The 13,394-nt window shown below is 37.3% G+C and carries 7 protein-coding genes; 4 read left to right on the top strand and 3 right to left on the bottom strand.

Annotated elements, in window-relative coordinates:
- Window positions 1–251 precede the first annotated feature (251 nt).
- Window positions 252–1,374 (top strand): peptide chain release factor 2 gene (prfB, locus tag ACP6PL_RS16760; RefSeq protein WP_426546402.1). Its coding sequence is split into 2 segments (ribosomal slippage): window positions 252–323 and window positions 325–1,374, totalling 1,122 coding nucleotides; the frame shifts between segments, so codons are not numbered across the junction.
- Between the two features lie 1,005 nt (window positions 1,375–2,379).
- On the opposite strand, the gene ACP6PL_RS16755 is transcribed toward prfB, so the two are convergent.
- Window positions 2,380–3,219 (bottom strand): transglutaminase-like domain-containing protein, encoded by an 840-nt coding sequence (locus tag ACP6PL_RS16755; RefSeq protein ID WP_426546401.1) that lies wholly within the window; start codon window positions 3,217–3,219, stop codon window positions 2,380–2,382.
- 102 nt (window positions 3,220–3,321) lie between these two features.
- Here ACP6PL_RS16755 and ACP6PL_RS16750 point away from each other — a divergent pair, with 102 nt between their 5' ends.
- Both ACP6PL_RS16750 and ACP6PL_RS16745 read left to right on the top strand, forming a co-directional pair.
- Entirely contained in the window at window positions 3,322–4,215 is an 894-nt protein-coding gene (locus ACP6PL_RS16750) for a YihY/virulence factor BrkB family protein (protein WP_426546400.1), read from the top strand.
- Between the two features lie 143 nt (window positions 4,216–4,358).
- Window positions 4,359–5,165 carry a glycosyltransferase family protein gene (locus ACP6PL_RS16745; RefSeq protein WP_426546399.1) on the top strand — a complete coding sequence of 269 codons (807 nt, stop codon included), beginning with the start codon at window positions 4,359–4,361 and terminating at the stop codon, window positions 5,163–5,165.
- A 103-nt stretch (window positions 5,166–5,268) separates the two neighbouring features.
- Here ACP6PL_RS16745 and ACP6PL_RS16740 read toward each other — a convergent pair whose 3' ends face one another.
- The gene (locus ACP6PL_RS16740) at window positions 5,269–5,817 is read right to left on the bottom strand and encodes a Uma2 family endonuclease (protein ID WP_426546398.1); all 549 of its coding nucleotides are present in this window, start codon (window positions 5,815–5,817) and stop codon (window positions 5,269–5,271) included.
- A 295-nt stretch (window positions 5,818–6,112) separates the two neighbouring features.
- Between ACP6PL_RS16740 and ACP6PL_RS16735 the strand changes: the two genes are divergently transcribed.
- Window positions 6,113–6,679, top strand: coding sequence for a Uma2 family endonuclease (locus ACP6PL_RS16735; RefSeq protein ID WP_426546397.1), 567 nt, complete (start codon window positions 6,113–6,115; stop codon window positions 6,677–6,679).
- A 283-nt stretch (window positions 6,680–6,962) separates the two neighbouring features.
- Here ACP6PL_RS16735 and ACP6PL_RS16730 read toward each other — a convergent pair whose 3' ends face one another.
- Window positions 6,963–12,560, bottom strand: coding sequence for an alpha-2-macroglobulin family protein (locus ACP6PL_RS16730; RefSeq protein ID WP_426546396.1), 5,598 nt, complete (start codon window positions 12,558–12,560; stop codon window positions 6,963–6,965).
- Between the last annotated feature and the right edge of the window lie 834 nt (window positions 12,561–13,394).

Genomic DNA, 13,394 nt, shown 5'->3' with positions numbered 1-13,394 from the left:
GCTTTAAACCAGAATTATTTAATTATTAATAATTAATAATTAATAATTGGGTAAGCACGATTTTAGATGATGGGGTGACGGGGCGGGTTCATTTAATCAAATGTTGGTATGATTAATTTCAACTGGAACCCGCCCCTACTAAATTTTGATATAGTTGATACAGCGGATTTCCGAAGAGCATGAGGTAGACTTCTCACAGGCAAGATGCCTGTGCTACAAACAAAAACTTTTTTGATTAGGAGGCGATCGCCATGGAAGTATTAGACATTAAACGAGAAATAGAAAATTTGTCCTCTCGCCTGGGAACAACCCAGGACTATCTTTGACATTCCCGCACTCAAAGCCAAAATCGAAGATTTAGAACAAATTGCTGCTCAACCGGAATTTTGGGATGACCAAACAACGGCACAAAATACTCTGCAAGAACTTAACGATCTGAAATCCCATCTCCAGCAATATCAACAATGGCAAAATCATCTGGAAGATACTAGGGCGATCGTTGAGTTATTAGAATTAGAAACAGATGAATCTTTGCTGGAAGAAGCGAATGTCACAATTTCTAATCTCAACCGCGAATTAGATCAATGGGAGTTGCAGCAATTATTATCTGGTTTATATGATCAAAATGGAGCAGTTCTGACTATTAATGCTGGTGCAGGAGGTACAGATGCTCAAGATTGGGCAGATATGTTGCTGCGGATGTATACTCGGTGGGGAGAAGAGCATAAATATAAGGTGCAGTTAGCCGAAATTTCTGAGGGAGACGAAGCAGGTATTAAGTCTGCAACTTTAGAAATTATGGGTCGTTATGCCTACGGTTATTTGAAGGCGGAAAAAGGTACTCATCGCTTAGTCAGAATTTCACCTTTTAATGCCAATGGCAAACGACAAACAAGTTTTGCTGGTGTGGAAGTGATGCCCATATTAGACCATTCTGTAGAGTTGGATATTCCAGAGAAGGATTTGGAAATTACCACTTCTCGTTCTGGTGGTAAGGGCGGTCAAAACGTGAATAAAGTAGAAACAGCGGTGCGAGTAGTTCATATTCCTACAGGTCTTGCTGTGCGTTGTACCCAAGAGCGGAGTCAGTTACAAAATAAGGAAAAAGCTTTGGCATTACTCAAAGCTAGGTTACTGGTAATAGCTCAAGAGCAACGCGCCCAAGAAATTGGTGAAATTCGGGGTGATATGGTAGAGGCAGCTTGGGGAAATCAGATTCGTAACTATGTTTTCCATCCTTATCAGATGGTGAAAGATTTACGGACTCAGGAAGAGACTACTGCTATTACAGATGTGATGAATGGTGAGTTAGACCCATTTATTGAAGCTTATCTACGTCAGGAAAATCAAATGGTCGAAACTCAGTCAGCTTAATTTAGGTTTCAGAAAGTAGACTGTTAGCGGGCAAGATGCCCGCACTACAAAGGTTTAAACTTTAATATTTGTACCTCATATACCTGGAACTTGCTGTAATTGCCTCTCAATATTCAATTGTTGAGTAGTGGGAGCATCTTGCTCCCTTGAGTGAATTATACCTAATATCAAATCCGGTAGTATCGGTGTAATTAGATAGTTAATCTAGGAGTCAGGAGTCAGGAGTCAGGAGGAAAGAGAATTTAGAAACATTTGCTCTTGAATGAAGATGAAAATTTTTTTATACCGAATTAAGCGGATTTGATATAAAAACTTTAATATCGCGTAGGTTTAGTTTGGTTTTATATCATGTCCGTTGGTATCATTTGTGTAAAAGTTGGAGAAATATTTACCTTATGCAAGATTTTTCCTTCTCTTACTACTTCTTTTTTCTTCCTTACCTTCTCTATAGAACCCATTTGGTATCTATTTAAAAGTAGAGGGGGAGATGGGGAGGTGGGGAGATGGGGAGATGGGGTGTATTAGATATCTCCCAAAATCCAATCATCAAATCAATTATTACCCATAAATTATCAATTTCTTATCCCTCCGACCTATTTTCTGGAGATACCAAATGCGTTCTATACAATACCGGTGCTACCGGACATGATATCACTTTGTTCTACAACGGCTTATATCATGTTCGGATAATCAGTTATAATAAACATTCTTCACTTCCTCTAATTTACTCTTTCTCTTCCGACTCCTGTACGGGCGAATCGCAAATCGCTCCTACGATTCCTGACTCCTGACTTCTGACTCCTCCCTACGTTATATCATGTCCGGTAGCATTGGTATTGTATAGAGAAGGTAAGGAAGAAGGAAGAAGCTTTAAGAGAAGAAAAAACCTTAAATATGGTGGATATTTTCCCGGCTTTTACACAAACGATACCAACGGACATGATATTATTTATAAATATTCAACCGAAAATGATATTACAATTATTTACAACCTACCACAGTTATTCAAGAAATAGCGATCGCCTTAAAATCCTCTACTTTGTGATTATCTTTAAAATCAGAAATATCTTCTACAAATAAATGCTGATCATTCATTTCAAATGTGCCAAATAAAGTGGCAAAAGAAACATCAGTAGCATCCCGACCTGTACTAATTCTAATAATACCCGTAAGTGGGACTAATTTAGTCGGGTCAAACAAATACCAACGATTACCTAAATAAGCTTCAAAACAAGCATGAAAATCTGGAGGATTAAGATTATAAGCATAAGCAGAAACAAAACGAGCAGGAATATTTAATGCTCGACAAAAAGCAATTCCTAAATGAGCAAAATCACGACAAACTCCCGCTCTTTCTGTAGCAGTATCAAAAGCTGAAGTTTGGGAGTTTGTACTGCCAGATAAATATTTTACTTTGTTATAAATCCAGTCACAAATTATCATAACTCTAGAATAACCAGGGTTTAAATTTCCAAACTCTGATTCGGCTAAACCAAATAACAAATCAGACTGACAATAACGACTAGGATAAAGATAAGGAAGTGTTTCTACAGGTAAATTAGCAAGTGGAACTTCAGGAATATTAATATAATCAGCATAATAATGAAATAATTTTACAGTTGCTTGATAGGAAACTTCAATTTTTCCATGAGGGGCATTAACTCGAATAAATCTATTTTTTTCTGTGCTAGTAATATATTCATCTCTATATAAAGACGGATTAAGATATAGTTTTTCTTGTAAAATATTTTGACATTTATTATTAACAATTTGAAGATTAAATAGTAAAATTGTTGGTTGAGAAATAGTATAATTTAGTTGACAAGCGAGTTTAAATTTTTTCATAAATAATATTTAATACTTCTAACGTTCTATAACAGTCGTGATTTAATCTAGTAGCTTCTAGATCGAAAGATAAAAATTAACTATATCAAGGAAACTGAATTTGTGAATTTTAAAACTATCTTGGGACTACTCAAACAAACTGTTCAAGCATGGCAAAAAGATAAAGCACCTATTTTAGCAGCAGCCTTAACTTATCATACATTGTTTTCCATCGCACCATTGTTCGTTATTGCAGTAGCGATCGCTGGTTTTATTTTTGGCAAGTCTGCTGCTGAAGGAGAGTTAGTCACACAACTAGAAAATTTTATGGGTGAGCAAGGTGCAGAAACTATTGAAGGACTGGTAATCAATATTTCTCGTCCTCAGTCGGGTATTATTGCTACCCTTATCGGTATAGCTACCCTATTTTGGGGCGCATCAAATTTATTTGCCCAACTCAAACTCGCCTTGGATATGATTTGGAATGTTTCACCGTCACCAGACCGTGGTATTGGGCAATTTATTCAAGATCGGTTGTTGTCAGTGGCAATGGTGTTAGGAGGAGGTTTAATTTTAATTTTATTATTGGTAATTAGTGCTGTATTGACGGCAATAAATCAATGGCTCAATAATATACTTAATACCCCAGATGGTCTTTGGAGTATAATTGATATTTCTATTTCTTTTGGGATAGTAATGTTATTATTTGCTGGAATTTATAAGTTTTTACCAGATGTAAAAATAGCTTGGAGTGATGTTTGGATTGGTGCAGGAATTACTGCTATATTATTTACAATTGGCAAAAGTTTAATAGGGTTATATTTAGGTAACAGTAGTGTTGGTTCAGCGTATGGTTTTGCAGGTTCTTTAGTAGTATTATTATTATGGATAAATTATTCTTGGCAAATTCTATTTTTTGGAGCAGAATTTACCCAAATTTGGGCTAATAAATATGGTTCAAGAATAGAAACTAAACACAGAAAATTTATTAGGAGTTATGATAAAACAAAGGGTTAGGAGACATAATTAATTACCCACTGAAATCCAAAAATTCGCTTTTTTTCATCTTAAGGGTTTCACTGATGCACTACCAAAGATATGATGATACTATCAATGAGATGGTCATCGCTATCAAGAAGCAATTATCTTAAGTTATAACTATGAATAATCAGGAAATAGGTTATCTATATGTTGCAACAGGGGACAAGTATATTAAAGAAGCAATTGTCTCTGCTACAAGTCTAAAAAAACTCAACGAAAGCGCTCATATTACTTTAGTAACTGATAAAAATATTAATAACTCACTGTTTGATCAAGTCGTTATTCGTCCTACAGATATTAAAAATTTTAAGGAAGGTTTATTGTATAAAGTTAGGCATATTTATCATGGTTCTCCTTATAAAAAAACTTTGTTTGTTGATACAGATACATATTTCTGTGATGGTTGTCAAGAAATATTTGAAACTCTAGATTTTTTTGATATTGCTGTTGCTCCAGACCCCACAGATCCCCATAAAGCAAAATCTCCTAAAACTAACAAAGTATTAGCTGCTTGTGAAACATATAATACGGGAGTTATTCTTTTTAAAAAAAGCTCGAATAATGAGTTTCTTTTTCAAAGATGGTTAGAGATATATGAATCAAAAATTATTAATCAAACTGTAGGAAAGGAAAACGATCAAACTTCTTTCATAGAAGCTTGGCTAGAATCTAATTGTAAAATATACGTTCTATCTCATGCTTGGAATGCAAGGACTCCTTTCTTTTTTACTTTGAAAGATGCTGTAAAAATTATCCACGGTAGACATAGGAATTATGAAGTTATAAAAAACGAACTTAATAGATTACCAGGTCCACAACATCGATGCTGGTTGCCAATACAAAAAAGAACTATCAAAAAGAATCAGGGATGGGAATATCAATTATCACTTATAACTGATAAAATAAAGGAGTATTTAAAGCTTTAAATGAACTAAATCTCAAATTAGAAAACTATTAACCCGGTTTCTTGAAGAAACTGGGTTTTGAAAGTGACAGACTACTTCAAAACTAAGGTCGCTGTAGCTGATATTAAAATTCTGGTGCCCAAACCTCAACGACAGGCAATTCCCACCCTGGTAACAATTCTGGAACTTGTAAAACATCTCCATCCCTAAGCACAACTTTCTCAGTATTAGGGCGATAAACTTCCATTGTGCGACTGCGGGGATCTACTAATACTCCTACAGTCGTGCCATAAGTTAGAAACTGTTGAATTTTATCTCGGAGTTTGGTTACAGAATCAATTTTAGATTTGACTTCAAAAATTAGGTCGGGTAGTATTTCGGCATAATTTTCTGTAGTTTGAGGTAGGCGATCGCCACGAATAAAAGCAGCATCGGGAGCGCGAACATCCCCATCTGCATTTGGTAAACGAAAACCTGCACTGGAAGCTGTTACTCTACCTAGTTTTCGAGGTCGAACCCAGTTTAATAATAGATTAATAATCATTGCTGCTACTTCATCTGATTCTAAACCTGACGGACTCATAATGATGATTTCTCCTCCTACTAATTCCATTTGATGGTCTGGGTGTTCGCTTGTTAATTTTTCTAGGTCTTTTATTGTTAGATTTGGCATGGTTATTATTTGCTCAAATATTATATAGTATAACTGTAGTATAGTAGAAATCCTGCTACTTTCCAAAGGAGGTTAAATTCTATGCCCATAGACATGATTCTTGTTGCTGGTAAGTTTCTTTACGAGGGTTTCCGATTGATATAGAAATTACTTTACACCGTGTTTGAGAAGAAACCCAAGGCTGGAAAATCTGCATAGCGTTATGCGCGGAGCTAGGAGCTGTGATTTAACGGTGAGAGTGTCAAGAACATTATACTGTATTAACTCTACTTAATTAATTAGGAGAATTATAAGGATGTCCAAGACTGCTATCCAAGAAAAAAGGCTCACACTGAATGAATTTTTGTCATCCCCTTTAGCTAGTGAAAAGTATGAATATTTCGATGGAGAATTAATTCAAAAAATGTCACCCAAACGTTCTCATTCCCGTGTAACACTTGCTTTATCCTCAATTCTTGAAGATTGGAATCAAGATAAAGGGGAAGTTGGCATCGAATGGTGTGTTCGCTTAAAACGAAATGACAAAGATTGGTGTCCGATTCCAGACTTACTCTATATATCTTATGATAAGTTAGGGGAGATTGAGTTAGAAGATGATCCTTGCCCCATTCCCCCTGAATTAGTCATAGAAATTATATCACCTGCTCAATCTTTTAGTAACCTTAGTGAAAAAGCGGAAGCTTATCTAAAAGCAGGGGTATCCCTTGTTTGGTTAATTGATACAGAAGTTAAGAAAATCACCGTTTTTTATCCAGATTCTCCTCCACAAACGAAGCAAGGGGAAGATAGTTTAGGGAATGATTTATTACCTGAGTTAAGTTTAACTCCTCTGCAAATTTTCCAGAAAGCAAAGTTAATTTAGCTGTGAATGTAAGGGGAAATGACATCCGTCTCCGGTGTGGCCTCCCCCCACCAACCAATTTTTTTCAGCAGATCCTAATTAGGGTACCCATTGCGCACCCTAAAACCCTAAAGTCACATACTACTTAACAACCAACGTCGTTGTCGCCGATCGCCCAAATTCTTCGGTTGTATATTAATACCTAACCCCCCATCCCCCTTCCCTGCAAGGGAAGGGGGAGATGTTTTCCATTAATAAATCTTCTCCCCTCTCCTCGTAGAAGAGGGGTTGGGGGAGAGGTCAACTACTTCACAACTAAGGTCGTCGTCGCCGATCGCCCAAATTCTTCGGGTGCATATTGTAACCGCGCTTCAGCTCCAGGCCAGATAAATGTTCCGGGAGTCACAGACCTGACTAAATAATGTAAGGTATACACTCCTGGGTTTAAACGGTCTGCATAAGCTTCGACACGATCGCGATATATCTGTTGATAACCAATTTGCCAACTATCTGCTTTTGCCTCCACAGCAGAAGTGGCAGTTTGGAAACTGGTGTCAACTGCTTCTAAACCTGCTGGCAGTGGGTCACTTATTACTACATGATCTACGGGGCGGTCTGTAATAATTTCGATTCCAATATCAAAGACTTGCCCTGCACTGACATCTAATGTTGATGGCACTTCAGATAGATCCATTCGTTGCAAAATTTCTTCTTCATTTGCCAGACGAATTTCTCGCGCTACTCGCAAACCGTTATACCTTCCTGGTTGGTTTCCTGGGAGGCGATAACTATATTCAACTAAATAGTGGAGTTTTCCTTCTCCTAATTTTTCCAAGACTAAATCTGATTCACCTTTTGGCAAGCTATCCATTGCTACATTCAGAGATAGATTTGGATTTTCATAACCCTGAAAACGAGCTGCATCTAACTGTTTGCCTGATAATTTGGCGGTTGTTACAAAGTCTGGTGGAGCGGGTTGAGTATTGCTATAAGTAACCAATGCCGTCAATGCTTCGGCATTATCATAAGTTGTACGCCAGGTGCTGTCGTGCCGTAAGTTGAGCAGACTTTGTAATAGTCGGTCTAATACTTGTGGTTTGGCGTCGCGGGTAATAAATAGTCGCAATGCTTGAGACTGAGTTGTCGTAGTCGAATTCATCCATCCCCAGGTGGGAGGTAAATTCAATGTGGCACTGCGCCCTGTTTCATAGACGCTTTCCTGAATTTCGTTAAAAATTTCCTCTGACTGTTGGCGCCATTCGGGGAACGTGGATAGGTAACGCGCTAGTTTGATTTGGTCTAACTGCGACAGTTTTTTCCGTTGTTGATAAATATCTGATAGGAAACTATTGCGCGTGTTGCCTAATTCCGACAATGCCATCAATGCATCTAACCGCACTTGATTTTTACAGAGCTGTTCGCTGCAATAATCATATTTACCTGGGTATGCTAATAGGTCATTTAAGTAACTCCGCAGACGTTTTAATATCGATTCATCCACTAAATTTGGGAATGCTTTTGATGCTTGAGCGATCGCTTCTGCAGCGTAAGGAGTCAAGTAAGGATTGGAATCTTCTCGCCCTGGATAGTAAGCAAAACCACCGTCTGGCAGTTGCAACGTTTCTAATTTTTCTAATGCTAGTCTTGCCTGTTGTTTAGGGTTGAAGTCTACAAATGCTTGCTCGTATTTTTTACCTAATATTTGGAGGTTGGAGGCGATCGCTAACTGACTTGCGAGAGTTTCGAGAAATGGTAAGTGGTCTCTCAGCAATACTACTTTTGCAGGAGCAGTAATTTCTGGTATCAACGTACTCGCTAGAGAAATTTCGAGACCTCCCACATCTGGCATCACATTTTCGGTAATATTTAGAGGAATTTGTACTTGGGAGTTAGTAGTACCAGATTCCACTACACTTTCACTTGCTGCTAAAGACCGGACGGGTAGAGAAACTTGAAACCCATCAGTGTCGCGGTTATTCAGGTCGGTCGAAAATTGCACTTTTGCCTCACCAGGTTGTTTTGCCTCCATCGGGAAACGATAAGCGTTAGTACCGGAGTCTGCTCTGGTTTTGAAAGTTTCCGTAGTTTGGGAATTTTCGGCAAACAAAATATTCTGACTAACTTCCCCATCTATTTTGAGACTTCCTTTTTTGCCAGTATTATTCGTAACTGCTACGCCACCCTCAAATTTATCGCCGATACGAGCAAACTGAGGCAACACAGGATTTGACATTAAAGGTTGAGTCGTAATAAAAGTCGCCTCTCCATTGCCAAAATGTAAATCTCCATCCGTAGCAACGGTCATCACGCGCCAAGTTGTCAAATCGTCTGGCATTTTAAAACTTACCGTTGCTTTACCTTTATCATCTGTAATTACAGACCCATTGTAATAAGCTAAAGACTGAAAATCTTTGCGGATGCGAGTACCAGCAGCACCAGAGGATAAACCACCGCCAAAACCCCAACCTTTTCTTAGGGAAGAAGCAACCTCTGCCATTGTTACTTCCTCGCGGTTATCGTTGAAACGGGTAGATATTGGTTGCTCCGCGTAGACAGTCTCAACTAAGTCTGGTGGTCGATGACCGCTCAGTTGTAACACCGCTTCATTCACAACCATTACTGTAAACTGACCTTTAGTTGGTTGCCCTTGACTATTTTTTACTGTCAACTCCACATTTTCCATTGCCCCTGGTTGTAACTCCAGACGTTGGGGTGTCACTTCTACATTTAAGTATTTGTCTGCCAAATCAATTTTGAATGGAGCAAAACCAACTTTCATCAAATCTTCGACACTTCCAGGTTCGACATTTTCCAGTGCTTGACCTTGACGCACTAATACTGCTTGTACCGCAGCATTAGGCAACATATTCTCTGTGATTTGAAATTGAATTTCTGGCGCACCACCTTTAACTTTGACAATTTTTTCATAGAGGGGTTTGTCACGCACTACGGCAAAATATAATTCTCCTTCTGGATAAGGCGACTGAATTAAAGCGGTGGCAGTTTCCCCTATTTGATAGGTGTCTTTGTCGAGTTTAATTTCCAGACGCTCTTCATTGCGACCTCCCCAATAAACTCGTTCTGTTCCAGTTGCCCAAATCTGAATATCGGTGGCAGTAATATTATCCTCAGCATTGGCAAAGTTGGCGCGGATGCGATAACTACCAGATTCTGGTGCCGTGAGGTTGACGGTTTTTGGTTTATTGTTGCTTCTGACTTTTTCTGTCGCAACGGTTTTATATTCCACCTGATATCTGGGGTTGCGACTACCAGCGATTACCTGAGTGACAGTGCTGTATTCCATTTTTTGTAATTCCAACAGAATATTTTCCCCAGAAAGTGCTTTTCCTTCAGAATTAGTAACAATAAATTCTACCGGGAATTTTTGATTAGCTTCAGCAACAAATCTACTTTTTAAACCTATTAACTTCTCACTTGGTAGAGCAGTAAATCTTTGAGTATCTGCCACAGAAAGATTAGATAAATCTGTCACTTCCACATCTACTCGATAATTCATTGGATAAGGTAAATCTTTCCCGACTGTAAATATTTGATTATTCGCACCATTATTATCCAGCACCACATTTTTTTGCAGCACATTATTAGGAACAGTCGGCGCCTCTTCCGGCCAAAACCATTGCCGACCAAAATCAAATTCTTGCCAATCTTTAGGAGTAAATTCTGTTTTTTGACGAGTCAGATAATATTTAGCCTTTCCTCCTTGAACTGGAGAACCAAACAAATAATTACTTTCAGCCTCCACCCCAATTTTTTCACCAACCAAAGCAATTTTTTTATCCACTTCCAGGTCTACTTTAAAATTAGGTGGTTTAAATTCCGCAACGCGAAATTGTCCGTAAAGTTCTACGCCATTTTCTCCTTTCGCCTCCACATTGTAATAACCCAATAGTTGATTCTCATCCAGAGGAATTTCTAGAGAGAAAGTACCAAATTCATTAGTCGTTTGAGTACCTAAATTTTTTTGATTACCATCTGGATTATTTAGAGTAACTTGATAATCTATATTTTTAGCTTGTTTCAAGTCACCATTTTCCAAATAATAAGCAGCTCCAGTCAACCAAACTTTTTCCCCTGGTTGATAAAGTTCTCTATCCGAAAAAATAGTACCCCGCGATTCAGGTTTTCCACTATCCCAACCAGAATAAATACCATAACCATAAGTACCGCTATATTCTTTCGTACTGGCAAATGCCCAATCTCGATCTTCCTTGGCAATTACTAATAGTTCTGGTCCCTGAGAAAAACGTTTCCCATTCATACATTTTTTTAAGTCTGTCTTACTCAAACTTAACAGACCAAATTCATCAGTTTTTCCAGTCGCACAAACAGTAGGTTTAGGTTGAGATTTTGCATTTAATTGAGATGGATAAATCTCCACATCTGCAACAACTGGAGAACCATCATCTAAATGATTTACTTTAATAATTCCCGACTCTGGAAACCACTGAGCAAATACTCCCAAATTTGTTAGTTGTACTAATCCATAAAATGTTGGTTCCTGCCATCTTTGCTCACCATTTTGTTCATAAGAACTCGTCCGCGCTTGAACTCCATAAGCTAACATTCCTGTCTTACCACCGAGTTGTTCTCGTAGGGGAACTGCTACTTCAGTAATTTGATTTTTTTCCCCAGAAACAGGGTAACTTTTCCACCTTCTAGTTACAGGTAATAAGTTCTTCCTATTTTTTCTAGGATAAGCTGATTCTGTGTAAACTAAATCTGTTTGTTGTACAACTTTATAAACTGCTTTATATTCTGATTCAGGCAAATTTACTGTAGAAATATTCAGTTGTAAATTTTGACTAGACGGGAAAATATTTAACCCACCAGGTACAGAAATATCAGCAGATAAATCTCCCGTTTGATAATCTAATACCACCGGCTCACTCAATACTTGCCCAAATTTATCTTTGAGATTTGCGCCGATAGTAATTGTATAGTTTGTATCTGGTTCTAATAGCCAAGGATTGATACTAACAATATTATAGTTATCATAAGCTTGAATCAGATTTTTAGTCTCTTGTGGTGCTGGGTTAATTGTGATATTTTCAACTGCTGAATTAGGTACAATTCCATGATTAAATTCCAAACTAGGATTACCTTTAACAAATCTACCGCTTCCCTGGGAAAATTTGAGTTGAGAAAATTCAAAATTAGAGTAAGTTTCTACTTCACTAACAAAAGGTGTTTGACTAGGTAAATTACCTTTTAATGGCTGAATCCCAGAGTCAAATTCCAAACGATATTTAGTACCTTTTTCCAGAGTTACTTGGGGAGTAATCAAATAATTCCATTGACGCCTATAAGAGTCAAATGCTTCTATGGGAGGTTGTTCTTCCTCATCAGTTTCTAATGTTTCTAAACTAACTGTAAAAGGTAAACTTTCTGTTTTACCATCGGGCAAAAGTTTTAATTTCTCTGTGATTGAATCTAAATCCAATTCTACATTTGAGGTGAATTTTAGAGTCGGATTTATATCAATCGGTTCTAGTCTTCTATTGTTCTCTTTGCTAGTTGGTAAATTTGTTAATTTGACTGCTTCAGTATTGAAAGTCCAGGCTAAATCTTCATCTAGTTGATGATTTTTTAAGTCAGATAAACCAGCTTTCAAAGTTACTTTGACTCTGGTGGACTTTGGGAAAGCTTTCGCTGGTTGAAAACCTACCATTTTCGGAGTCAAAAATCGGAATTGACCAGGTAATTCTGGGAAAATTTCAAACTGCTTTAACTTTTCCTGTTGTTCTGGAGAATCTAAAGTTTCCAAAGGAATTAAAGGTTCTTTAAACCGAATCCGAATTTGATTTAAAGAAGCTGCTTCTCCCGTCGGACTAATTTGTTCTATCCACTCCGGTAATGGAGGAGTAATTATTAGGTCTACCATTGGTAATTTTTCCTGCTTTGAGGTCGTATTAAAAATACTACAGGCTCCTATTACAAATGTTAGGAGTAATCCTAATACAAAATGTTTCCAATATTTTCGCACCATATTTGTTGGATTTGAGGATAATTTTTACCTACAATTATTAGAGGTTAATTGACTGAATAGAATAGACTGTTTAATCTATTTATGGTAAAATATTATATCTCTAATAGTGAAAATTGACAATTTCAAAAATTGAGAATCATTGCTTCTCCAAACTCATAAAAATATTCCATGGTAAGTCCTGACATTATGATTAATCAATGTGACTTCTATTACAACTAATAATCTTGAATCAAGCTGATAGCTATAAGCATTTAGCTATATTAAGAAAACTCTCGGAGGATTAATTTAGTAGTAAACTATTAAAACCCTTAATTTCGGCAAGATTTAATTTAAGTGATTTAAGTTCCTATGCAAAATTAATTACAGATATTATTTACTTCCTGTTACCTGTTCCCTCCCTCAACTGCCGAGTTTGAAGGGTTAATTAAAAGAGACTCATTTCCGAAAAATTAGCAGAGTATGTTGGGTTTGATAGAAAAATTAGGAATTAACTGTTTTCTCAAACCCCCTTGGGATGACACTAGAGTATCTTTAACGAAGTCATAAGTTGTTTTTGTAACGGAGATTAGAGCAACTCTCCAAAAATATTTGGCCTTAAAAGGCAGGGTTTTAGACCTAATTATTTTGATAAAACCCATGAATTATATATTTTTTCAGGATAGTTACTAACGGGACTTATATCATGTCCGGTTGAATAGTTATAAATAAATGAGGGAGGAGTCAGGAGTC

This window comes from Dapis purpurea BLCC-M126, from assembly GCF_050015975.1.
Lineage (GTDB): Bacteria > Cyanobacteriota > Cyanobacteriia > Cyanobacteriales > Microcoleaceae > Trichodesmium.
Note: the sequence above shows the minus strand (reverse complement) of the source record. Positions and strands in the feature narration are given on the sequence as shown.

Coding starts and splice junctions, on each gene's coding strand:
- ACP6PL_RS16755 (WP_426546401.1), bottom strand. CDS start 3,219: ATGAAAAAATTTAAACTCGCTTGTCAACTAAATTATACTATTTCTCAA.
- ACP6PL_RS16745 (WP_426546399.1), top strand. CDS start 4,359: ATGAATAATCAGGAAATAGGTTATCTATATGTTGCAACAGGGGACAAG.
- ACP6PL_RS16740 (WP_426546398.1), bottom strand. CDS start 5,817: ATGCCAAATCTAACAATAAAAGACCTAGAAAAATTAACAAGCGAACAC.
- ACP6PL_RS16735 (WP_426546397.1), top strand. CDS start 6,113: ATGTCCAAGACTGCTATCCAAGAAAAAAGGCTCACACTGAATGAATTT.
- ACP6PL_RS16730 (WP_426546396.1), bottom strand. CDS start 12,560: ATGGTAGACCTAATAATTACTCCTCCATTACCGGAGTGGATAGAACAA.